We start from the raw sequence: 23,406 nt of genomic DNA on the forward strand, positions 1-23,406 counted from the left end.
TCAACGGCTTCATCGGCCACCATTTGACGCGCCGCATCCTGGAAACGACGCAATGGGAGGTCTACGGCATGGATATGTCGTCGGACCGCCTGGGCGATCTGGTGAACCACCCGCGCATGCACTTCTTCGAGGGTGACATCACCATCAACAAGGAGTGGATTGAGTACAACATCCGCAAGTGCGATGTGGTGCTGCCGCTGGTGGCCATCGCCACGCCGGCCACGTACGTGCGCGAGCCGCTGCGCGTGTTCGAACTGGACTTCGAGGCCAACCTGCCGATCGTGCGCGCCGCGGTGAAGTACGGCAAGCACCTGGTGTTCCCGTCGACCTCGGAGGTGTACGGCATGTGCGCCGACGAAGAGTTCGACCCGGAAGCCTCGCCGCTGATCTACGGCCCGATCAACAAGCCGCGCTGGATCTACGCCTGCTCCAAGCAGCTGATGGACCGCGTGATCCACGCCTACGGGATGCAGGAAGGGCTGAACTACACGCTGTTCCGTCCGTTCAACTGGATCGGCGCAGGGCTGGACTCGATTTTCGAATCGAAGGAAGGTTCGTCGCGGGTGGTCACGCAGTTCCTGGGCCATATCGTGCGTGGCGAGCCGATCAAGCTGGTGGACGGTGGCGCGCAGCAGCGTGCGTTCGCCGATATTTCGGACGGCATCTCGGCGCTGATGCGCATCATCGAGAACAAGGACGGGGTGGCCAACGGCAAGATCTTCAACATCGGCAACCCGGGCAACATCCACTCGGTGCGCGAGCTGGCCGAGATGATGCTGAAGATGGCGGCCGAGTATCCGGAGTACGCCGAGGAAGCGCGCAAGACGAAGATCGTTGAGACGTCGTCGGGCGACTTCTACGGCAAGGGCTACCAGGACGTGCAGCACCGCGTGCCGAAGATCGACAACACAATCGCGGAACTGGGCTGGAAGCCGGAGGTGTCGATGGAGCAGGCGCTGCGCCGGATCTTCGAGGCGTATCGCGACAAGGTGGTCGAGGCACGCACGCTGGTCGACGCCGACAACTGAGCGTCACCCCGGACGGGGCGCGGCAGGCCATCGAAGATGGCTCCCGGCCCCCGGTTTTCAGGATGGCGGCGCCGCCCGCACGGCTTGTGGACTTGCCAGCGCGGCCGTGCGAGCCTATGGTTGCGGTTCGTCCCGTGCGCAGTAGGGCGCACGCACCGCCTCCAGCCCATGTCCACAGCCACGCCTGCCGACCACCCGTCCACGATGCCCATCGACCGCCGCCTGCGCTTCATGCTGTGGGTGGTGGCGGTGGGCTTCTTCATGCAGACGCTCGACTCGACGATCGTCAACACCGCCTTACCTTCGATGGCGCACAGCCTTGGCGAGAGCCCGCTGCGGATGCAGTCGGTGATCATCGCCTACTCGCTGACCATGGCGGTCATCATTCCCGCTTCGGGCTGGCTGGCGGACAAATTCGGCACAAGAACCATCTTCCAGATCGCGATCGTGTTGTTCGTGGCCGGATCGCTGCTTTGCGCCGCGGCGCCTTCGCTGCCGTTCCTGACCGCCGCCCGCGTGGTGCAGGGGGCGGGCGGCGCGATGCTGCTGCCCGTGGGGCGACTCTCCGTACTGCGTACGTTTCCGCGCGAACAGTATCTGCAGGCGCTGAGTTTCGTGGCCATCCCGGGCATGATCGGTCCGCTGATCGGCCCGACGCTGGGTGGATGGATTACCCAGACGTTCTCCTGGCACTGGATCTTCCTGATCAATGTGCCGGTCGGCCTGCTGGGCGTGCTGGCCACCATCCGCTATATGCCGAACTCGCGCCTGCCCGGCATCGGCACGTTCGATGCGGTTGGCTATGCGTTCCTGGCAATTGCCATGGTGACGCTGTCGTTCTCGCTCGATGGACTCGCGGAGATGGGCTTCCAGCACGCCACGGTGCTGATGCTGCTGATCGCCAGCATGGCCGCGCTCAGCGCGTACGTGCTCCACGCCAACAAGCGCAAGCAGCCGCTGTTTCCGCTGAGGTTGTTCCGGATTCATTCGTTCAGCGTGGGCCTGCTCGGCAACCTGTTCGCGCGTATCGGCAATGGCGCCATGCCGTTCCTGATTCCACTGACCCTGCAGGTCAGCCTCGGCTATTCCCCGTTCGATGCCGGCCTGATGATGCTGCCTGTCACGGCCGCCGGCATGGCGTCGAAGCGTCTGGCCACGTGGCTGATCGAACGGCATGGCTATCGCCGCGTGCTGGTGACGAACACATTCGTGGTGGGACTTGTCATGGCGTCGTTCGCGCTGATCACGCCGACGCGCCCATTGGCGCTCATCGTGGTGCTACTGGCGATTTTTGGCGCGGTCAATTCGATCCAGTTCACCGCGATGAACACCGTGACGCTCAAGGATCTGAGTGGTACCCGGGCGAGCAGCGGCAACAGCATGTTGTCGATGGTGCAGATGTTGTCGATGAGTCTGGCGGTGACATCCGCCGGCGCATTGCTGGCGACGTTCTAGGAGGGTATCGGCGAGCATCACCTCGACGTCCTGCCGGCGTTTCACGCGACGTTCGTCTGCGTCGGGCTGATTACGTCGGCATCGGCGTGGATCTTCATGCAGCTTTCGCCCGAGAAGGCGGAGCGGCACAAGGCCAGGGAAGACGTGAAGCAGGGTGGGGAGGTTTGAAGCAGGCCGGGGATGCGATTCCCGGCCTGAGGTTTGGTTTGATGCGCGGAAGGATCAGGCCGACAGCAGCGAGCAGAAACGCTCCAGATCGACGTTGCCGCCGCTGATCACCACGCCCACGCGCTTGCCCTTGAGCGCGTCCTTCATCTGCATGACCGCTGCCAGGCCCAGGCAGCCGGTCGGTTCGACGATCATCTTCATCCGTTCGGCATAGAAGCGCATGGCCTCGACCAGTTGCGCGTCAGTCGCGGTCAGGATGTCAGTCACGTCACGCTTGATGATGCTGAACGTGTAGTGCCCCAGGTGCTGCGTCTGGGCGCCGTCGGCGATGGTCTGCGGGGTGTCGATATGGACGATCGAGCCGCTGCGGAACGATTGCTGGCCGTCGTTGCCTGCCTCCGGCTCCACGCCGTAGATCTGGCACTGTGGCGCCAGCGCGCGCGTGGTCAATGCGGTGCCGGAGAGCAGTCCGCCGCCGCCCAGCGGGGTGAAGATGGCGTCGAGCGCGCCCACTTCCTCGAACAGTTCCTTGGCGGCGGTGCCCTGGCCCGTCAGCACATCCGGATGGTCATACGGCGGGATCAGCGTCATGCCGTGCTTTTCGGCCAGGTCGCGGCCGATGGCTTCACGGTCTTCCTTGTAGCGGTCGTAGCTCACCACGGTCGCGCCATACCCCCGCGTCGCCGCTACCTTCAAGGCCGGAGCGTCGTGGGGCATCACGATCGTGGCGGGCATGTTCAGCAGCTTCGCGGAAAGCGCGATGCCCTGCGCGTGATTGCCGGACGAGAAGGCGACCACGCCGCCACGGCGTTGTTCGGCGGTGAATTTCGCCAGCGCGTTGAACGCGCCACGGAACTTGAACGCGCCCATGCGCTGGAAGTTCTCGCACTTGAAGAAGACTTCCGCGCCGAGCATTTCGTTGAGCGTGCGCGACGTGTTGACCGGCGTGCGGTTGGCAAAGCCTTCGATCCGTTTGGCGGCGGCTTCGACGTCGGCGTAGGTGGGCAGTTGCAGGGTCGTCATGATGGGCAGGGAGAGGAGAGTTGTTACCAGGGCCAGGCCAGGCGCGTGCCGGTGCCATCGGCCCGGGCGCGTTGGTCCAGGAAGCGGGCGACCGTCAGGTCCTGCAGGGCCAGTCCGGTCATGTCGAATACGGTGATATCGGCGGGCTCGCGCGTGATCGTGGCCTTGCCGGTCAGCAGGTCGCCAATCTCGATGCATGGGAGATCGGGTGCCCATTGGCATTCGCCGATGCGGCGCGCCTGTTCGCTGTCATCCACGACGATGCGCGCGCGTTCCAGCACGCCCGCAGGCAGTTCGCGCTTGCCGGTGGTATCGGCGCCGACGCAGGTCAGGTGCGTGCCCGGCCGCACGGCCTGGGCATCGAACAAGGCGCCGCCGCCCGGGGTGGCGGTGATTACCACGTCGCTGTTGGCCACGGCGTCATCGCGGTCCGTCGCCAGCCGGATTTCACACCGGTCCTGGAAGGCCGCCTCAAGCTCCGCGTGGCGCTGGCCACTGCTCGAAACATAGCGCACCGTTTGCAAGGTGGGCATCAGGCGCAAGGCAAAGTCGAGCTGAACGCGGGCCTGGACGCCGGTGCCAAAGACGCAGAGGCGCGTGCTGTCGGGCCGGGCCAGTTGTTGCAGGCCGATGCCGCCGGCGGCGCCGGTGCGTGCCGTGGTAATGGCGTTGCCGTCGACGATGCAAAGGGGCCGCCCCGTGCCGGGGTCGATCAGGACGATCGTGGCCTGGTGGGTGTCTCCGCCCAACTGGCGGTTGCCGGGCCAGAACCCGGCAGCCTTGAAGCCAAGCAGGTTCTGGCTGCCCACGTCGCCGGCCTTGATGCCGAACACCCCGCCTGTCGCCAGCTTTTCCCGCACCACGGGGAAGACGCGTCCCTCACGCTGGCTGTGCAGCACGAATGCCTCGCGCACGGCGGCCAGCACGTCGTTGGGTAGCAGCGCCGCTTCGACGGCGTGCTTGTCGAGCAGAAGCAGTTCTGCGGATCGTTGATTAGCGGACATAGCTGTAGGCGGCTGCGCGCGATACACCCAGATGGGCTGCGACGGTTTCCATGGCGCGTCGGACATCGAGCAGCCCCGATGCCTTCAGTTCACCCAGCAGCGCACGCCGTTCCTCGGTTTTCAAGGCGCGCGGCGTGGTGGCCAGCCGCGCGGCGAAGGCGTCGATGCGGTCGCGCAGCGCACCGGTGCCCGCAGGATCGAGTGTTTCCTTCGGACCGTCCGTGGCGGTCTGGACGAACTGGCCCATGGCCATCTGCAGGCTGCGGAACAGCGTCAGGTCGACATTCATGCACAGCGCGGCGATGTAGTTGCCGCTGGCGTCCTTGATGCCGATCGACGTGCTTTTTGCCTGACGACCGTCCGCGAACTGGTTCGCGTAATTGGCCAGAACCTGCGGGTAGTCGGGATCGGTGATGCGTGCCTGACCAAGCTCGGTGGTCGGATCGCCAACGGCGCGGCCGGACAGGTTGTTGTGGATGGCCAGGATCGACTGCTCGGGCTCCAGCAGGTCATGAACCACGACCTCGCAAAACGGCGCGAGCGTCTGGCCGAGGCCATCGGCAATCTGCTTGATCTGGTCGAGCAGGACACGCTGCTCGGCGGTGCGTTTGACCATGTCAGGCGGTCTCGGTGTGTGAAGCCATGATTCTGGACAGTTTGTATAGAGATGGAATAAATGTCAAGAAGTGGACGAAAGAAAGGCGCGGAGGGCACATGGCCCGCCGCGCCTTTGTCGTCGGCGTATCGGTTAAGCCGCTTCCACCACCCGGATTTCCACCAGCAGCTTGCGCAACTCCGGCACGCAGGACCCGCAATTGCCGCCGGCCTTCACGCAAGCCGTGATTTCTGCCGGTGTCTTGAGGTCGTGCTGGCGTACCGCGTCGCAGATCGTGTTGCGGCCCACGCCGAAGCACGAGCAGACCGTGGGGCCCGCATCGGCTGTCTTTTCGAGTGGCTGGCCCAGTAGCAGGCCGATGCGATCGCTGTCTTCCAGGCGTGCCTGACCGAAAAGCTGAGACAGCCACGCCCGCGACGGCAGGTCGGGGCGGGTCGAGAGATAGACGCAAGCCTCAAGCCGGTCATCGACGACGTAGCCAGCGTGATAGACGCCCGCGGCGCGATCCTCGAATTCGAGCCAGTCCGCGTCGGGCGCCTGCGCTCCCAGTCGCTCACGTGCCCACGCGGCGCGATCCGTGATGACATCGCGGCCTGCGAACTCGTAGCGATGGAAATGCTTGCCCTGGATGCGTGTCCACCAGGTCAGCGCGTCAGCGGGAAGCACCTTGCGGCTCAGCACGAAGCCGTGCCACGACACGCGGAATTCCTCCACCCGTACGGGCGTGTGCTTGAACTCGGGCTCGCCCGACACCGGATCGACGGCCGGATTGACCACCGCGCCAACGCGCGCGTCGGAACTGAACTGGTCGTTCCAGTGGATTGGCACGAAGACGCTGCCGCGCGGAATGCCACCGCCAAAACGGACTCGGCCGATCATCACGCCCCAACGGCTGGTTACGCGTGCGAGCTTGCCTTCGCCCACACCGCAGAGCAGCGCGTCCTGCGGATGCATGTCGACGAATGGCTCGGGCAGGTGGTCCGACAGGCGGGCGGCTTTGCCCGTCCGGGTCATCGTGTGCCATTGATCGCGCACGCGGCCGGTGTTCAGGATCAGCGGAAACTCATCGTCGGTGGCATGGACGGGCGCGCGCGCCGCTGTGGCGACGAAGCGTGCCCGGCCATCGGCGAAGGCAAAGCGGGCATTCTCGAACAGGCGTTGCTTGCCTGACGAAGCCATGGCGGGCAGCGGCCATTGCACGGGCAGCATGGTGTCGTATGCGAACTGGTCCATGCCGGCGAGGCCGCCGATATCGAACATGCGCGGTGCGTGCGCCGCTTCATCGCCGCCACCGCTGCCATTGCGCCAGGCGCTGAGACGCGCGTGCTCGTCGAAGATCTCATGCTGGCCGGCGTAGTCGAAGCCGGCGAATCCCATGCGGCGCGCCACGTCGCAGAGGATGTCCCAGTCCGCGCGGGCTTCGCCGGGAGCGGGCAGGAACGCACGCTGGCGCGAGATGCGCCGCTCGGAGTTGGTGACCGTGCCGTCTTTCTCGCCCCAGCCCAGCGCGGGCAGCAGGATATGCGCGGTGTCGTTGGTGTCCGTGCGCGTGACGATGTCCGACGTCACCACGAGTTCGCAGCGGGCCAGCGCGCGCCGGGCCTGATCGGCGTCCGGCAGGCTGACCACCGGATTGGTGGCGATCACCCACACGGCCTTGACCTTGCCTTGTTCGATGGCCTGGAACAGGTCCACCGCCTTCAGGCCGGGCTTGTCCGCCATGGCAGGCGAGTGCCAGAAGTCCTGCACGATGTCGCGATGGCGCGGGTCGCCCAGTTCCATGTGAGCCGCGAGCATATTCGCCAGTCCGCCGACTTCGCGTCCGCCCATGGCGTTGGGCTGGCCCGTGAGCGAGAAAGGACCCATGCCGGGACGGCCGATCCGGCCGGTCAGCAGGTGGCAATTGATAATGCTGTTGACCTTGTCCGTGCCGGCTGACGACTGGTTCACGCCCATCGAGAACGCGGTGACGACCTTCGTCGTGGCGGCGAACAGTTCGTAGAACGCCTGCACATCCTGCGGCGCGAGTTTGCACGCGCGTGCCACGGCGGCGATATCGGCACCGTCGGCGTCGGCCACGGCCAGCGCATCGTCAAGGCCAGCGGTATGGTCCGCCACGAAGACGTCATCGCCATGACCGTGACGCGCGAGGTAGCTCAACAACCCATTGAACAGCCGCACATCGGTACCGGCGCGCAGCGGCAGGTGCAGGTCGGCCAGTTCGCAGGTGGCGGTTCGACGCGGGTCGATCGCGACGATTTTCATCTCGGGCCGCGCTTCCTTGGCGCGGGTCAGGCGCTGGAACAGGATCGGGTGGCACCACGCGGTATTGGAGCCCACCAGGATTACGAGATCGGCCAGTTCGAGGTCCTCGTAGCTGCACGGAACAAGGTCCTCGCCAAACGCGCGCTTGTGGCCGGCTACCGCCGACGACATGCACAGGCGCGAGTTGGTGTCGATGTTCGCCGTGCCGATGAAGCCCTTCATGAGCTTGTTGGCGACGTAGTAGTCCTCGGTCAGCAGCTGGCCCGACACGTAGAGCGCGACGGCGTCGGGACCGTGCCTGGCGATGATCTCCGTGAAGCCACGGGCGACCTTGTCGAGGGCTTCGTCCCAGTCCACGCGGCGCAGCGAGCCATCGGCATCGCGCACTTGCGGATGCAGCAGCCGCCCGTTCAGGTCGAGCGTTTCGCCCAGCGCGGAGCCCTTGACGCAGAGCCGCCCGGCGTTGGAAGCATGATCGGCATCGCCGGCAATGTCGACCAGGCCATCGGCACGCACGGTGGCGCGCACGCCGCAGCCTACGCCGCAGTAGGGGCAGGTCGTGGAGATTGTCTTGGTGGGGGTGGTGGCGACCACCGCGATATCTGACAGGTTCACGTCGATGTCCCGGAAAAGCTATGCCGCAAGGGCCTCGCATTGCGCCTTGCCGAACAGCAGGCGCTGACGCAATGCGGCTACCGGCTGACCGGTCTGGATCAGGTCGAAATACCACGGGCCGTCCTGGACGTCGCCATAGAGCACGGCACCGACAAGCCGGCCACCCTGCAGCACCAGACGCTTGTAGATGCCTCGGCGCGGATCGCGCAGCACGAGGTCTTCGCTGTTGTCGCCGCCGATGAAGTCACCGGCAGAATACAGGTCCACGCCCGTGACCTTGAGCTTGGTAGCAGTGGCTTGCTGGACATAGCGGCGGTGGCCGGCACCTGCCAGGTGGGCGGCGCACACCCGTGCCTGATCCCAGATCGGCGCCACCAGCCCGAACGTGGCCTGTCGGTGCTGCACGCATTCGCCCACGGCGTAGATGCGGGGGTCGAAGGTCTGCAGCGTGTCGTCGACGACGATCGCGCGCTCGCAGCGCAGCCCCGCACTGGCGGCCAGTTCGATGTTGGGGCGCACCCCGGCGGTCATCACTACAAGGTCCGCCGGGATCTGGGTGCCGTCCTTGAACAGCACGCCCGTGACCCGCTCGCTGCCGAGCACGGCGGCGGTCTGCGCGCTGAGCAGGAAGCGCAGACCCTTGCGTTCCAGCGCTGCCTTGAGCAGCTCGGCGGCAGGTTTGTCGAGCTGGCGTTCCATCAGGCTGTCGGCCAGGTGCACCACGGTGACGTCCATGCCCTGACGCATCAGCCCGTTGGCCGCTTCGAGGCCAAGCAGGCCGCCGCCGATCACCACCGCATGGCGATGATTGCGAGCGGCGTGGAGCATTGTTTCCACGTCCTGGATATCGCGGAAAGCGATCACGCCGTCGAGCGTGTGGCCGGGGACGGGGATGATGAACGGCTTGGAGCCGGTGGCCAGCAGCAGGCGGTCATAGCGGACTTCCTTGCCGGACGCGGAACGCACCAGCCGGCGCGGCCGGTCGATTGCAACGACCGGATCGCCGGCCAGCAACTCGATGCCATGCTGGCCATACCAGGCGCGGGTATTCAGCATGATGTCGTCGACGGTCTTCTCGCCGGCGAGCACCGGGGACAGCAGAATGCGGTTGTAGTTGCCGTGCGGCTCGGCGCCGAACACTGTGATGTCATACAGGTCCGGCGCCAGCTTCAGCAGTTCCTCGACCGTGCGCATTCCGGCCATGCCATTGCCGACGACGACCAGTCGCGGCTTGGCGTGGGACGAGACGGGGGGCGTCATGAGCGTCTTCCTGATTCTGGCTGTTGGCGTGGGCGAGGGGGTGTCGATCGAGGGTCAGGCGGCCAGCTCTTCCTCGGCCTCCGCCTCTACCTCTACGTCCACCTCGCGGGCCATGGCCGCGGTGGCCACCCAGACCTTGCCGTCGTAGACCCGCGCGGTGTAAGCATCCACCGAGTGCTCGGGCGCTTCGAGGCATTCGCCGGTGCGCAGATCGAAGTGGTGCTTGTAGATCGGCGATGCCACCACGGTGCGCGGGCCAAGGTTGCCGACCAGACCCCGCGACAGCACGTTCGCCTGTGCGTTCGGGTCGAAGTTGGCCAGCGCGTAGACCTCCTCGCCGCGGCCGATGCGGAAGACGGCGACCTGCTTTCTGTCGACCAGGGCGCAGACACCAGTATTGGGCACGATATCGCGCAAGGTGCAAATCGCGGTCCAGGTCTCGGGGTGGTGGGCTTGGCTCATCACGTTCTCCTTGAAATCGGGGGCTTCACGCTGCTTTTGCGGGCACGGCAACCACGGGGATGTGGCTCAGGCGGGAACGTTGCAAGTTTCGTTCCTCCTGCGTGGCTGGGCGAACCTGGCCGCGCTCCTCCAGGAACATGAGGTTGTCGTCGCGCAGGTCGCTGTTGACGAAGTGGCGGAAGCGCTTGCGCGTCTCGGGGTCGGTGACGGCGCGCTTCCATTCATCTTCGTACGTATCCACCACGTGCTGCATCTCGGTTTCGAGTTCGGCGCCGATGCCGAGCTTGTCGTCGATGATCACGGACTTCAGGTAATCCAGGCCGTCTTCGAGGTTGTCGCGCCACGTGCTGGTGCGTTGCAGGCGGTCCGCCGTGCGCACGTAGAACATCAGGAAGCGGTCGACGTAACGGATCAGCGTTTCGCGGTCCAGATCGCCCGCCAGCAGTTCCGCGTGGCGAGGCTTCATGCCGCCGTTGCCGCACACGTAGAGGTTCCAGCCGCGCTCCGTGGCGATGATGCCGACGTCCTTGCCTTGCGCCTCGGCGCATTCGCGCGTGCAGCCCGAGACGCCGAACTTGATCTTGTGCGGCGCGCGCAGGCCCTTGTAGCGGTTCTCGATGTCGATGGCCAGGCCGACGGAGTCGTCCACGCCATAGCGGCACCACGTGGAGCCCACGCACGATTTCACCGTGCGCAACGATTTGCCGTAGGCATGGCCCGATTCGAAGCCGGCCGCGATCAGTTCTTCCCAGATCAGCGGCAGTTCCTCCAGTCGCGCGCCGAACATGTCGACCCGCGCGCCGCCGGTGATCTTGGTGTAGAGGCCGTACTTCTTCGCGATCTGGCCAACCGCGATCAGGCCATCGGGCGTGACTTCGCCGCCGGGCATGCGCGGGACCACTGAGTAGGTGCCGTCCTTCTGGATGTTGGCAAGGAAGTAGTCGTTCGAATCCTGCAGGCTGGCGTGCTCTTCCTTGAGCACGAATTCGTTCCAGCACGACGCCAGGATGCTGCCAACGGTCGGCTTGCAGATGTCGCAGCCCAGCCCGGAGCCGTGCGCGGCCAGCAGGTCATCGAAGGACTTGAACTTGCCGACGCGCACCAGGTGGTAGAGCTCCTGACGCGAGTACGGAAAGTGCTCGCAGACATGGTTGTTCACGGCCATGCCTTGCTTCTTCATTTCCGCCTTCATGATCTGCGTGACCAGCGGCACGCAGCCACCGCACGCGGTGCCGGCCTTGGTGCACGATTTCAGCGCGCCGATGGTGGTGGCGCCATCGCACACGGCGCCGCAGATCTCGCCCTTGCTGACGTTGTTGCACGAGCAGATCTGGGCGGTATCCGGCAGCGCGTCGGCGCCGAGCGCAGGCCGGGCCTTTCCATCGGAGGCAGGAAGGATCAGGAACTCCGGAGATTCCGGCAGTTCGATCCGGTTCAACATCATCTGCAGCAGCGTGCCGTACTCGGCGGCATCGCCAACCAGCACGCCGCCGAGCAGGAACTTGCCGCACTCGGATACCACCAGCTTCTTGTAGATCTGCTTGCGTTCGTCGGTGAACTGGTAGGAACGGCTACCCGGTTCGTTGCCGTGCGGGTCACCGATGCTGGCCACGTCCACGCCCATCAGCTTGAGCTTGGTGCTCATGTCGGCGCCAGCGAACTCCGAGGCTTCGCCGCGCAGATGCCGGGCGGCTACGCGGGCCATGTCGTAGCCCGGGGCCACCAGGCCATAGATCTTGCCGTCCCACAGCGCGCACTCGCCGATGGCGTAGACGTGCGGATCCGACGTCAGGCAGTTGTTGTCGATCACGATGCCGCCGCGCGCGCCGATCGTCAGGCCGCTGGCGCGTGCCAGCTCGTCGCGCGGGCGGATGCCGGCCGAGAACACGATCATGTCAGTGTCCAGGTGCGTGCCATCGGCGAAGTTCATGCGATGCGTGCCTTCGGTGCCATCGACGATCTCCAGCGTGTTCTTGCCGGTGTGCGCCGTCACGCCCAGTTCCTCGATCTTCTGGCGCAGCATCCGGCCACCGCCATCATCGACCTGCACCGCCATCAGGCGCGGGGCGAACTCCACAACGTGGGTCTGCAGACCCATGTCGCGCAGCGCCTTGGCGCACTCCAGGCCAAGCAGGCCGCCGCCGATCACCACGCCCGACGTCGCGCGCTGGCCGCATTCGAGCATCGCCTCGAGGTCCTCGATCGTGCGGTAGACGAAAGTGTCCTTGCGATCCTTGCCGGGCAGCGGGGGCACAAACGGATAGGAGCCGGTGGCGAGCACGAGCTTGTCGTAGCCGAGCGTCTCGCCGGTGGAGGTGGTGACGGTCTTCGCGGCTGTGTCGATGGCCGTGGCCTTCGCGTTCAGGCGCAGCAGCATGTTGTTGTGCTGGGCGAAGAAGCCTTCAGGCACCAGCGACAGATCCTCGGCGGACTTGCCGGCGAAGAACTCGGACAGGTGGACGCGATCGTAGGCGGGGCGGGGCTCCTCGCAAAGCACCGTCACCTCGAGGTCCTGCGCGCCGGCATCCGCGAGGCATTCCAGGAACTTGTGGCCGACCATGCCATGCCCGACGATGATGATCTTCATGATGCTTTCCTTGTCCGAAGGGAATGTCTTGTGGAATTCAGTTGGCGAGCGCGCTGTCGTAGAGCGCCTGCTCCTGGGCCTTGTGCTCGGCGCTGAAGCGCACCGCGATCGCGCACAGGGCGGCCAGTGTGGCGGCCACGCCGAGCCACGTCAGGGTCTGCTGCAGGTCGCCGAGGCCCTTCATCAGGAAGCCCGCCGCCACTGCGCCCACATTGCCGCCGGCGCCGATGATGCCGGCCACGCCGCCAAGTGCCTTGCGGTCGATGAACGGCACCAGCGCGTACGTCGCACCGCAGGCCATGTGCGTGAACAGCCCGAAAACCAGCATCGCTGCGACCGCAGTGGTGGCCGTGGAGGCGTGAGCGAAACCGAGCAGGCCCAGACCCTCGCCGAGGATGAAGACAAACAGGATCAGCGAGCGGGCGTCGAGGCCGCGACGCATGGCCAGCTTGTCCGATACGTAGCCGCCCAGCGCGCGGGCAAACAGGGCCAGCAGACCGAAGCTCGCGGCGGCCATGCCGGCGGCCGAAAGCGACAGGCCGAAGCGATCGACGTAGAACGTGGCGGCCACGTTGTGAATGAAGATTTCCACGCCGAAGCAGGCGCCGTAGGTGATGAACAGCATCCAGACGCGGTAGTTGGCGCTGGCGGCGCGGAAGCTGGCCCAGCCGCCACCGCCCTTGCCACCGTCTTTGCCACCGCTAATGGCGATGCCACGGGCACGCAGGTCGGAGAAGTTGCCTTCGGGGCAGTCCTGCGTGAAGCGCCAGTAGACGACGGCCATGACCAGCATCAGGATGCCAGGGACCAGCAGCGCCACGCGCCAGCCCATGGTGTGATCGACGCCGAGAAACAGGATCGCGGCCAGCAGCAGTGGCATCAGGCCTTGGGCGGCGCCGCCACCTGCGTTGCCCCAGCCAGCGGACGCCGCATTGGCGGTGCCCACCACGTTCGGCGCGAACATCACCGACGTGTGGTACTGCGTGATCACGAAGCTGGCGCCGACCGCGCCGATCAGCAGGCGAAAGAACAGGAAGGTCTCGTAGTTCTGGGCGAAGGCCACGCCGAGCACGGGCAGGGCGCCAATCGCCAGCAGGCCGGTGTAGGTCTTGCGCGGGCCAAAGCGGTCGCACAGGGGGCCGATCACCAGTCGCACCAGGATGGTCACGGCGACGGCGGCGATATTGATATTGGCGATCTGATTTGGCGTCAGGCCGAATTCGCCTTTGAGCACCGGCATGAGCGGCGCGCAGGCAAACCACGCAAAGAAACAGACGAAGAAGGCCATCCAGGTCAGGTGGAAGGCGCGCATCTGCGGCGTCCTGAAACTCAGCAGATCGATCCGGGTGGCTTTGCCGTTCATCCTCTTGCTCCAAAAACAAAAGGCGTCCCGAGAGTCCGACCCGATGGGCCAGTTCTGGGGACGCCGTTGTCCTGCCTGCGGCTCTCAAAGGGAGCCGCGGCTGTGTGGGGTGGGCGGATCGCCGTTGACCGGCCCGCGCTTAGTAACGCAAGCGTCGTGCCAGCGTGCGCGAATGCCGCTTTGGAGGTTTATCGGGGCGTGGCCCGATCATCGGGTGGAAGAGCGCGCACATTGACGCGACATGGTGCAGCGCCAGTATTGGGCGTTCGCACGGGAATGGTGCGGTGCAATGTGTGCAAGCGGTGCGTTGGCTCAGGCGGCCGCGTCGGTGGAGGCGGGGACGGCCAGCAGTTGCATGTCCGAAGGTGAGACAGCTTCCCCAGCCTCGTCGATCAACGCGGCACGCACCTTGAGTCCGGAGAGCTTGGAGCGGACTTCGGCCGGGCCGCCACCGTCGGCGGCCATATGGGCGTCTCCCCATTGCATCAGTCCGACCAGGACGGGAAGCAGATCGACCGCAGCCCGCGTCGGATGGTAGGCAAAGCGTTCCCGCTCGCCAGGCTCCTTGTAGCTGACCTTGCGCAGCAATCCCGCCTCGGTCAACGTCTTGAGCCGCGCCGACAGTACGGCCGGCGAGCATTGCAGGCGCTCGAGGAAGTCATCGAAGCGGCGTACCCCGGAGAACACATCGCGCAAGATAAGAATCGTCCACTTCTCGCCAATCAACGAGAGCGTGGCGGCTATCGAGCAGTTCGTGAGGTCGACGGGCGGTGGCGTGGTCATGCTTTGAGAATAGCACCCTAACTTCATTTGCAAAAGTTAGGGTTTCGACTATAGTCCTGACTATACAAAACGTAGTCAGGAGCGGACCATGGGCCGTGTCGAAGACGCCAATCAGGTGGCGACACCGATCAGTGAAGAAAACTGGACCGGCCGCAGCGGCGCTCGGTTGACGCTTCGGCCCGCGCGCGGGGCGGATCAGGCCGGGCTGCGGATGTTTGTCGACAGCTTGTCACGCGAAAGCCGCTACTTCCGCTTCCTGACTGGTGGGCGCGTGACCGACGAGATCGTTCAAGGCTTCGTGAGCCATCGGAAAGCCGAGGACGTGGCACTCGTGGTGACGTATCGCGAAGCGGATGGCGCCGAAACCATCGTCGCCAATGCCGAATATGTGGTGAACGAAGAGGATGTTGCCGAACTGGCCGTTGTGGTTGCCGATGCGTGGCAGGGCCAGGGACTGGGTCGCCGGTTGATACAGCGGCTCCAGCAGCTGGCGAGATCGGGGCAACTGCGTGGAATGCGGGGTGACGTTCTCAGCGAGAACCGCCGGATGTTGGCGATCATGCGGGACTGCGGATTCTCGGCGCGCCGCAACCCTGAGGACAACTTTCTGCATGAGGTCAGCCTGACCCTTGCAGAGACGAGGGCGTCAGCGCGCGATCACCGGATGCCGCGCGACTGGTTCGCCGCCCATTAACGTTTGCTTCTCGACGTAGCCGTACAACCAATCGACGCGACGATGATTGCGGCAATCGCTACCCACTGAATCGGCGTCAGTTGTTCGTTCAGGAATGCCAGGCCCGCCAGGGCGCCCATGGCTGGCTCCAGACTCAACAAGATGCCGAATGTGCGCCGGGGGAGCCGCTTGAGGGCTACCATTTCCAGCGAATACGGGATCGCGCTGGAAAGAATGCCGACCGCCAGGCCGGAAAGCAGAAGAGCCGGACTGAACATCTCCAAGCCGGCGTGGCCGAGTCCGAATGGCAGGGCCACCAATGCCGCCATGGTCATTCCCAGGGACGTCGCCTGGCCGCCATGGGCGTTGCCCGCCATCTGTCCGAACACGATGTACAGCGCCCAGCCTACCCCTGCGGCGAGCGCGAAGCCAATGCCTACGGGATCGAGGTGCGCGGCGGCTTCGCCAAGCGGCAGCAGCAGTATCAGTCCGGTGACCGCGCAGCCAATCCACAGAAAGTCGATCGCGCGGCGTGACGAAAGCACGGCAACCGCCAATGGACCGGTGAATTCGATGGCAATCGCCAACCCGAGCGGGATCGTCCGCAGCGACATGTAGAACAGCAGGTTGGTCCCGCCCAGCGCGGCGCCATAAAGGGCGATGGCGCGGGCATTCTTGCCGGAGAGCGGAAAACGCCAGGGGCGCCAGACGCAGATCAGGATCACCGCCGCAAAGCTCACCCGCAGCGCGGTGGTGCCCTGTGCGCCGATCGACGCAAACAGGCTTTTGGCAAATGATGTGCCGATGCAGAGCGACGCCATGGAGCCGATCAGGGCCAGCACGGCCAGCAGGCTGTCGCTTTGTTTTATGCGCGAGAGAGGCAATTCTTGTCCGGGGAATCAGTCCCCAATTGGGGCGGTGCGGCATCATGCCTGAGCGCTACGTCGGGTGCCATACACAGATGACGGTTGGATGCGCTGTACAGTTTTTTCTGCGGCGCAGCATTTTTGCGAGACGGCCGGCGGAGGGCTATCGTTGAAGAACCCTTACCTTGGAGCCTTTCATGGACTCAACCGCTGCCCGTCGTCATGTCGTCATCACCGGGGCCGCCGGCGCGCTAGGCCGTGCAGTGGCCAGCCGCTTTGCCGCCGAGGGCGCCAGATTGGCGCTGATCGACCGGGACCTGCAGCACCTGCAAAGCGTATTCGCTCATCCTGAGCCCGATCATGGCGGCACGCTGCTTCACGCGGCCGATGTCACGTCGGACACCGCCATGGCACCGGTTGCGGCGGCAATCCTCGACGCCTTCGGCACGGTGGACGTCCTGGTGCACGTGGCCGGCGGCTTTGAAATGGGCGAGGCCACTCACGCCATGAGCCGGGAATCGTGGATGCGGATGATGGACCTGAATGCGTGGTCCTTCGTTGCGGTCACCAGTCACTTCATTCCGGCCATGCTGTTCCAGAGGCACGGCAAGGTCGTTGCGGTGTCGGCGCGTGGTGCCATGGCCGGGGTGGCGACGATGGCGGCCTATGCGGCATCGAAGAGCGCGCTGCAACGGCTCGTGGAAAGCCTGTCGCATGAGGTAAGGGGGGCAGGCATCAACGTCAACAGCGTGGCCCCGAGTATCCTCGATACCCCGGCCAATCGTCAGGCCATGCCTTCGGCGGACCATACGCGTTGGGTATCGACCGGCGCCGCGGCACGGGCAGTGGCGTTCCTGGCCTCTGACGCGGCAGAAGCGGTTCATGGGCAGCATATGGTGCTGGATGGGTTGAGTTGATCTGGGTCTCGGACGATTTCACTGGGAATAGGGCAGTTAGAAGCCGTTTCAAAAAGATTCTGGCGTCGCTGCGGGGCCTTGCCTTACTACTTGTGCTGTCTGCTGCCCCCGCCTAGCCATAACCGCCTCGCTTCATTCTGAAACTGCTTCTTAGCCAAAGGCATCGCTCTCAATGATCGATCAGGATAGAGCAGTTCGGACTTCCCTTTATCTTGCTGATAGCAACACGAACCCTTGATCTCGGGCGGCCACCTTGTCAAAGGTCAGAGTGACGCTGCAGCCGAATTCGTTGCCCGCACGTTCAATCAGGCAGTCGGCAAAATCGCACGAAGCCTTCGCGAACCGGTGCGCCGCGCGTTGCACGATGTCATGTGCCTCTATCAGCAGAGCTGGCCAACCGAGGAGGGATTCGACCACGCGCTGGATCTCCCGGCGCGTGGCGTGGTAAGAGCGAGCCAGTACCCAGGCGAGTTCCGTAATCGCAACCAGCGAAACAAAGCCCGGGTGTTCTGGCGTCAGTTGACGGAGTAGCGCATGTGCCAGCTGTCCTTCAGCACTAATTTCCTGAGCGAAGAATCGAACCAGCACATTCGTGTCGAGTCCGATCATCGAGCAGATGTTCCGGCTTCCGCGATGATCTCGTTCATACGCTCAATGGTCAGTGGAACATTGGTGGGATTGATAAACCAACCGGCCATGTCAAAGATGTCCTTGACGTTGTCGAGCAAGCTTTCGTCGCGCTCAATGACCGGTCCTGGGGTTTCAGTTTCAAGTATGTTCTGGCCGGAATATCTCATTGCGTAGCTCCAGTAATCCCCATGCCCAATTGCATGGCTTCTCCAGTCTGGAGCCTGCGAAACCTGCGCGATATGGGACGGTTCTCAAAATGCCCGCCCACGCCATGCTCTGCCGCCGCGCTCACTCGTCATCGGTCCCCAATGGCGGTGCGACTTCCTCCAGCGGCTTTCGCTCGGCATCCACCCCGTACTTCAGGGCCATCGCCCCCGCCACGATGACCAGGGTTGCGCCGATGGCATAGCCCACCGCCACGGCGCCCCGGCTACCCGTTTCGATCAACGCTCCGAACAGCACGGGCGCGATGAACCCGCCGACGCCCGTGCCCACCGCGTAGAACACGGAGATCGCCAGCGCCCGCATTTCGAGCGGGAACACTTCGCTGGCGGTCAGGTAGGCCGAACTGGCTGCGGCCGAGGCCAGGAAGAACACTGCGGACCAGCACAGCGCTTGCGATCTGGCGTCTAGCCAGCCGGACATGAATGCCCATCCGGTGGCGGCCAGCCCGATGCCGGAGAGCACATAGGTCAGCGCAATCATCTTGCGGCGGCCGATGCGGTCGAACAGCGGGCCGAGCAACAGCGGCCCCAGGGCGTTGCCGATCGCGAACGGAAAAATATAGAGCGCGACGCGTTCCTCCGGCACGCCCAGGAAGCGTGTCAGCACCAGGGCGTAGGTAAAGAAGATCGCGTTGTAGAAGAAGGCCTGCGCCACCATCAGGGCGAAGGTGACGGCGCTGCGTGTCCGGTAGCGACGGACCAGCAACCGCACGACGTCGCGCAGGGGAGGCACGGGTTTGCCCCCGTAGTAGACCAGCGCCGCGTCATGGACCGGGGGCAGCGGACCGTGCCGTCGGGTGATCGCTGCCTCGATACCTGCGATCACCTGCTCGGCTTCGGCATGGCGGCCGTGCGTGGCCAGCCAGCGCGGGCTTTCCGGTACATGGCGCCGGATCAACACGATCGCCACTGCCAGCAGCGCGCCCAGCGCGAAGCATGCGCGCCAGCCCCATGCGGGGCCCAGCACCCGTGGATCCAGCAGAAGCAGACTCAGGCCGGCACCGAGTGCCGCACCCAGCCAGAAGCTGCCGTTGATCGCCAGATTGACCCTGCCGCGCACGCGGGCAGGAATCAGTTCGTCGATCGCCGAATTAATGGCTGCGTACTCGCCGCCGATGCCAAGCCCGGTCAGGAAGCGGCAGGCCGCGAAGAACGCGAAGTTGGGGGAGAACGCGGTTGCCAGCGTCGCCGCCATGTAGACGAACAGCGTGGCCAGGAACAGCTTCTTGCGGCCGAGCCTGTCAGCCATGCGGCCGAAGGCAAGCGCGCCGACCACGGCGCCGAGCACGTAAAGCGAACCGGACCAGCCGACCTGCGTGGCAGTGAGCGCAAGTGTGTCCGGCCTCTCGAGCACCGCGCCGACCGAGCCGACCAGCGTGACTTCCAGGCCGTCCAGCACCCAGGCGATGCCCAAGGCGATCGCGACGCGCCAGTGCCAGGCGGACCATGGCAGGCGATCGAGGCGTGCGGGAATGTCGGATTGCCGGCCGGGGATGGAGGGCTCCTTTCCGGGGGTGTCTTGCACACTATAGTGCCTTGCGTGCGGATCCTCTTCCTGCCGGGCAGGTTCCTGCGATCGGAAAAAGGGGCGCGACCGGACTTTCGACCATCCAATAGACAAGGGGGCGGCCCCTCGCGGAGCCGCCCCCTTGTCAGCGCGAAGGCAATGCCTTCGGGCCCTGCTTACTGCGCCGGGAAGGTCAGCGCGTTGCTCAGGTCGCCCATCGCCGGCTTGCCGTTGGCGATCAGCGAGTCGTCGCGCAGCTTCAGGCCAGGCAGCGTCGGCAGCGCGAAGCGGTGCGTGATGAAGCGCAGCACCGAAGCGGTGTCGTACTGCGTGTGATCGACGAAGCCGCGCTTGGCGAACGGCGAGATCACGATGGCAGGGATACGGGTACCCGGGCCCCAGCGGTCGGCCTTCGGCACCGGTGCGTGGTCATAGAAGCCACCGTTCTCGTCGTACGTCACCACGATCAGCATGTTGTTCCACTGCGGGCTCTTCTGGAGCTGGGCGATCACGTTGGCGATGTGGGCATCGCCGTCGGTCACGTTGGCATAGCCGGCGTGCTGGTTCAGGTTGCCTTGCGGCTTGTAGAACGAGACGGCCGGCAGCTTGCCCGCTGCCGCATCAGCCAGGAACGACGAGTCGAAGTCCTTCAGGTGAGCCGTGCGGTAGTCGGCGTGATCGACCGGGCTGAAGGCCGAGTAGTAGTTGAACGGCTGGTGGTGCGGCTGAAAGTTCGGCGTGGTGTTGTTGTAGATCAGCGCGCTGTTGGCGGTCACTGCGCTCCATGCGCCCGAGTACCAGGCCCAGCTGATGCCGCGGCGGTCCAGCAGCGAGGCGATCGTGTCCTGGGTCTGGGCAGGCAGCGTGGTGGCCTTGGTCGGGTCGGCCAGCAGCTTGGTCGAGTCCGTCGACGCAGGTGCGTTGCCGCTCGGCTGGTACGGCGGCTGCATCGTGTTGACCGCGTAGTAGACGCCGGTGCCGTCCTTGGCGGTCAGCGTGCTGTCGTTCACGTACTGGGCGGTGCCGGTCTGGATGCTGGCGGGGCTCGTCGGCTTGAGCGACAGGCTCTTGAAGTTGCCATTGGCGTCCGTGTCGACGACCGAGATCGAACCCGATGCGACCGACGTTTCGGCGTTCGGGTAGACCGGTGCGCAGGCGCAGACCAGGTACTGGTGGTTCAGGAACGAGCCGCCGAACGCGCCCATGAAGAAGTTGTCGGCCAGCGTGTACTGCTGGGCGAGCTTCCACATCGACATGGCGCTGCCGTCGTAGTAGCCCATGACCAGGCCGCCGGCGTCGGAGAACGCCGTGAACTTGTCGTTCTTGCCGCCGTTGATCTGCATCTGGTTGTTATAGAAGCGGTGCACCAGGTCACGTGTGATCACGTTCTGGCCTACCACCACGCCCGTGCCGTTCACGCCGGCCGGGTCGTCGATGCGGAACGGCTTGTTGGCCCAGCCCACGGTGCTGGCCTGCGGGAGCGTGACGGTCTGGCCGCTGGCGGTGAAGCCGCCCCAGGTCGGGGGCAGCGAGGCCAGCGCCGAGCCGTCAAAGTCCTTCTGCGGTTCCACGGAACCCACGGCCGTCGGGTTCACGCCCGGGATGCCGTTGGCGCCCGGGAACAGGCCGTAGAGGTTGTCGAAGCCGCGGTTCTCGGCGTAGATCACCACGACGTTCTTGATGTTCTGCAGCGCGATGCGCTTGGTCACGCCATCACGGATCGCGGCGCCGATGTCGCCGCCCGATGCCACGGCCGTGGCGATCAGGTCGATCGCCTGCTCGATCTCGGCCTGCAGAGTGGCCTTGATGTTGCTGTCGGTTTCCTTGTTGTGGTCTTCCAGCAGCTTGTCGGCGGCGACGCCCAGGCGGGTGGCCAGTTGATTGCGTGCGTCGTCGAGCTTGCCGCCGTTGCTGTCCATCAGCGCGGCCAGTTCGGTCGAGATCGCGCTCACCACGGCATTGGCGCCGGCCGGGGCGCGGAACACGAGCTTGCGCGTCACGGCGTTGTGGGCGCCTGTGTCGTCGTTGCGGAAGGCATCCGTGCCGATCTCGGCCACCACGGCGCCCTGGCCCGTCAGCGTGAAAGCGCCCTTGGCATCGGTATAGGTCGATGCTTCGCCGCTATCGCACTGGGCATTGGCGTTGGCGTCGATACAGACTTTCGCGTGCTCGAAGTAGCTGCCAGTCACAACGCCGGAGGTGGTGGCGGCGGGGGTGTTGGCGGTGCTGTCGGCGTTGCCGGAATCGCTGCCACCGCAGGCGGTCAGCGATGCGGCGGCGATTGCGGCCAATGGCCACAGACGAGTGAGACGGCTCATGGTTTTCCTCTTTCTTATGTGTGGGTATTCAATGCTTGGAAAGCAGAGGGGTACTACTGGGTGCGCCGCGAGTGTGTATGCGGCATGTGTCAAGTTGATGATGAGGCGGAAACGGACGGTGGCGGCCGACGTGAGTGGTGTGGCGCGATGTCATTTCGATGACCTGACACGTGTGTGTCACGGATTTGGCGTAGCCTCGCTGCGCCATTCAATCCTCATCCTTGCCGTCATCGTTCCGTCATGACCCTGCCGCCGCTGCTTTGGAATGCCGCGTTTCCCTCGCCGATCACGTGGCTGCGCGCCGCCGGCGGTCTGTTGATCGCGCTTCTGGTCAGCCTGGCCTCGGGCTGTGGCAAGCAGGAGGCGGCCGCGGGCACGCCGGCCGCCGCAGCGCAACCGGTGGCAGTTGTCAGCGCGGCTCGCGCGCCGAAGCCCGCTAGTCCGAAGCCGTTCTACGCGATGATGGCCGAGCGTCGGCCCAACATTCCGGCCCTGACGGCCCTCGGCAAGACGCTCTTCTTCGATCCGGCGCTCTCGGCGTCAGGCAAGCAGTCGTGCGCGAGTTGCCATAGCCCCGATCACGCCTACGGGCCGCCGAATGATCTGTCCGTGCAGCTCGGCGGCGTCGATATGAGCCGCACGGGCGTGCGTGCCGCGCCGTCGCTGCGGTACGTGCAGAACGTGCCGGCCTATACCGACCACTATCACGAGAACGACGGCAACGACGCCGAGGATCAGGGTCCGACCGGTGGGCACAACTGGGATGGTCGCGCGAATTCCGCACACGAGCAGGCGCGCATCCCGTTGCTGTCGCCGCACGAGATGGCCAATGGCGAGCCGCGCGTGGTGGTCGAGAAGATCCGGAAGGGGCCCCATGGGGAAACCTTCCGCAAGGTGCTGGGGCAGGATGTGCTGGATGACGACGATACCGCGTTCAATGCAGTGCTGATGGCCCTGGAGGTATTCCAGGAGACGCCGTCGGAGTTCTATCCCTATACCAGCAAGTACGACGCCGTGCTGCGCGGGCAGGCAAAGCTGACTCCCCAGGAGGCACGCGGCCTGCGCGTCTTCAACGATCCGAACAAGGGCAACTGCGCCGCGTGCCATCCGGGCGATATTCGCGAGGGCGCATTCCCGGCTTTCTCGGATTTCGGATTCATCGCCGTGGGTGCGCCACGCAATCGCAAGCTTGCAGGCAACGCCGATCCAGAATTCCACGATTTGGGGCTCTGCGGCCCGGATCGCACCGATCTCAAGGATCGTGCCGACTACTGCGGCCTGTTCCGGACGCCGTCACTGCGGAACGTTGCACTGCGTCATGCGTTTTTTCACAATGGCGTCTTCCACTCTCTGGACGAAGTGCTGCACTTCTACGCCGAACGCGATGTGAAGCCGCAGAAGTGGTACCCGCGCGGCAAGGACGGCAAGGTGTGGAAGTTCGATGACCTGCCCGAGCCGTATCAGGCCAACGTCAACATGGAAGCCCCGTTCGGCGGCAAGCCTGGCGACAAGCCCTTGATGACTGAAGGGGAAATGCGCGACGTGATCGCGTTCCTGAACACGTTGACGGATGGATACAAGGTGCCGGCAGCAGCGTCGGTGCGATGATGCCGGCCCAGGTACCCGGGGGCTGCGGTTGAAG

General features: G+C 65.0%; 18 protein-coding genes and 1 pseudogene. 5 read left to right on the plus strand and 14 right to left on the minus strand.

The window, feature by feature from the left end; all coding sequences use genetic code 11:
• Both D769_RS26090 and mdtD read left to right on the plus strand, forming a co-directional pair.
• Positions 1-1,028: bifunctional UDP-4-keto-pentose/UDP-xylose synthase (locus D769_RS26090; protein ID WP_008651145.1), on the plus strand; the 1,028-nt coding region annotated here is incomplete at its 5' end.
• A 204-nt stretch (positions 1,029-1,232) separates the two neighbouring features.
• Positions 1,233-2,651: pseudogene (mdtD, locus tag D769_RS26095) on the plus strand (multidrug transporter subunit MdtD).
• Between the two features lie 54 nt (positions 2,652-2,705).
• Here the strand turns inward: mdtD and D769_RS26100 are convergent.
• From D769_RS26100 to D769_RS26140, 9 genes are all read right to left on the minus strand, one after another.
• Positions 2,706-3,674, minus strand: coding sequence for a threo-3-hydroxy-L-aspartate ammonia-lyase (locus D769_RS26100; RefSeq protein ID WP_008651148.1), 969 nt, complete (start codon positions 3,672-3,674; stop codon positions 2,706-2,708).
• A gap of 23 nt (positions 3,675-3,697) precedes the next feature.
• Positions 3,698-4,678, minus strand: a complete 981-nt coding sequence (locus D769_RS26105) for an ornithine cyclodeaminase family protein (RefSeq protein WP_008651151.1) — start codon at positions 4,676-4,678, stop codon at positions 3,698-3,700.
• Entirely contained in the window at positions 4,668-5,294 is a 627-nt protein-coding gene (locus tag D769_RS26110) for a PAS domain-containing protein (protein ID WP_008651153.1), read from the minus strand. The genes D769_RS26105 and D769_RS26110 overlap by 11 nt, the downstream gene beginning before the upstream one ends.
• Positions 5,295-5,426: 132 nt before the next feature.
• Positions 5,427-8,174: a nitrate reductase gene (locus D769_RS26115; protein WP_008651155.1), complete on the minus strand. Its 2,748-nt coding sequence runs from the start codon at positions 8,172-8,174 to the stop codon at positions 5,427-5,429.
• 18 nt (positions 8,175-8,192) lie between these two features.
• Positions 8,193-9,434 carry an FAD-dependent oxidoreductase gene (locus D769_RS26120; protein WP_008651159.1) on the minus strand — a complete coding sequence of 414 codons (1,242 nt, stop codon included), beginning with the start codon at positions 9,432-9,434 and terminating at the stop codon, positions 8,193-8,195.
• Between the two features lie 54 nt (positions 9,435-9,488).
• Positions 9,489-9,896, minus strand: a complete 408-nt coding sequence (gene nirD / locus D769_RS26125) for a nitrite reductase small subunit NirD (protein ID WP_008651162.1) — start codon at positions 9,894-9,896, stop codon at positions 9,489-9,491.
• A 25-nt stretch (positions 9,897-9,921) separates the two neighbouring features.
• Positions 9,922-12,483: a nitrite reductase large subunit NirB gene (gene nirB, locus D769_RS26130; protein ID WP_008651166.1), complete on the minus strand. Its 2,562-nt coding sequence runs from the start codon at positions 12,481-12,483 to the stop codon at positions 9,922-9,924.
• Positions 12,484-12,520: 37 nt separating this feature from the next.
• Positions 12,521-13,846 carry an MFS transporter gene (locus D769_RS26135; RefSeq protein WP_008651168.1) on the minus strand — a complete coding sequence of 442 codons (1,326 nt, stop codon included), beginning with the start codon at positions 13,844-13,846 and terminating at the stop codon, positions 12,521-12,523.
• Between the two features lie 312 nt (positions 13,847-14,158).
• On the minus strand, positions 14,159-14,629 hold the full coding sequence (locus D769_RS26140) for a helix-turn-helix domain-containing protein (protein WP_008651171.1): 471 nt from the start codon (positions 14,627-14,629) through the stop codon (positions 14,159-14,161).
• 88 nt (positions 14,630-14,717) lie between these two features.
• Here D769_RS26140 and D769_RS26145 point away from each other — a divergent pair, with 88 nt between their 5' ends.
• Entirely contained in the window at positions 14,718-15,323 is a 606-nt protein-coding gene (locus D769_RS26145) for a GNAT family N-acetyltransferase (RefSeq protein ID WP_008651173.1), read from the plus strand.
• Here D769_RS26145 and D769_RS26150 read toward each other — a convergent pair.
• Positions 15,320-16,123: a DMT family transporter gene (locus D769_RS26150; RefSeq protein WP_241227908.1), complete on the minus strand. Its 804-nt coding sequence runs from the start codon at positions 16,121-16,123 to the stop codon at positions 15,320-15,322. The two genes, D769_RS26145 and D769_RS26150, sit on opposite strands and share 4 nt — an antisense overlap.
• A gap of 242 nt (positions 16,124-16,365) precedes the next feature.
• On the opposite strand from D769_RS26150, the gene D769_RS26155 reads away from it, so the two are divergent.
• A complete protein-coding gene (locus D769_RS26155) occupies positions 16,366-17,085 on the plus strand; it encodes an SDR family NAD(P)-dependent oxidoreductase (protein ID WP_008651175.1) in 720 nt (239 codons plus the stop codon).
• Positions 17,086-17,292: 207 nt separating this feature from the next.
• Here D769_RS26155 and D769_RS26160 read toward each other — a convergent pair whose 3' ends face one another.
• The 4 genes from D769_RS26160 to acpA all read right to left on the minus strand — a co-directional run bounded on the left by D769_RS26160 (position 17,293) and on the right by acpA (position 21,764).
• Complete coding sequence (locus tag D769_RS26160; protein ID WP_008651176.1) at positions 17,293-17,694, minus strand: type II toxin-antitoxin system VapC family toxin; 402 nt, start codon at positions 17,692-17,694, stop codon at positions 17,293-17,295.
• Positions 17,691-17,882 carry a hypothetical protein gene (locus D769_RS26165; RefSeq protein WP_008651177.1) on the minus strand — a complete coding sequence of 64 codons (192 nt, stop codon included), beginning with the start codon at positions 17,880-17,882 and terminating at the stop codon, positions 17,691-17,693. Before D769_RS26165 ends, D769_RS26160 begins: the two co-directional genes overlap by 4 nt.
• Positions 17,883-18,003: 121 nt before the next feature.
• Positions 18,004-19,434 carry an MFS transporter gene (locus tag D769_RS26170; RefSeq protein WP_040011276.1) on the minus strand — a complete coding sequence of 477 codons (1,431 nt, stop codon included), beginning with the start codon at positions 19,432-19,434 and terminating at the stop codon, positions 18,004-18,006.
• Positions 19,435-19,622: 188 nt separating this feature from the next.
• A complete protein-coding gene (acpA, locus tag D769_RS26175; RefSeq protein ID WP_008651181.1) occupies positions 19,623-21,764 on the minus strand; it encodes an acid phosphatase in 2,142 nt (713 codons plus the stop codon).
• A gap of 240 nt (positions 21,765-22,004) precedes the next feature.
• Between acpA and D769_RS26180 the strand changes: the two genes are divergently transcribed.
• A complete protein-coding gene (locus D769_RS26180; protein ID WP_008651182.1) occupies positions 22,005-23,372 on the plus strand; it encodes a cytochrome-c peroxidase in 1,368 nt (455 codons plus the stop codon).
• The last annotated feature ends 34 nt before the right edge of the window (positions 23,373-23,406 follow it).

The sequence above is a fragment of the Cupriavidus sp. HMR-1 genome, assembly GCF_000319775.1.
Taxonomy (GTDB): Bacteria; Pseudomonadota; Gammaproteobacteria; order Burkholderiales; family Burkholderiaceae; genus Cupriavidus; species Cupriavidus metallidurans.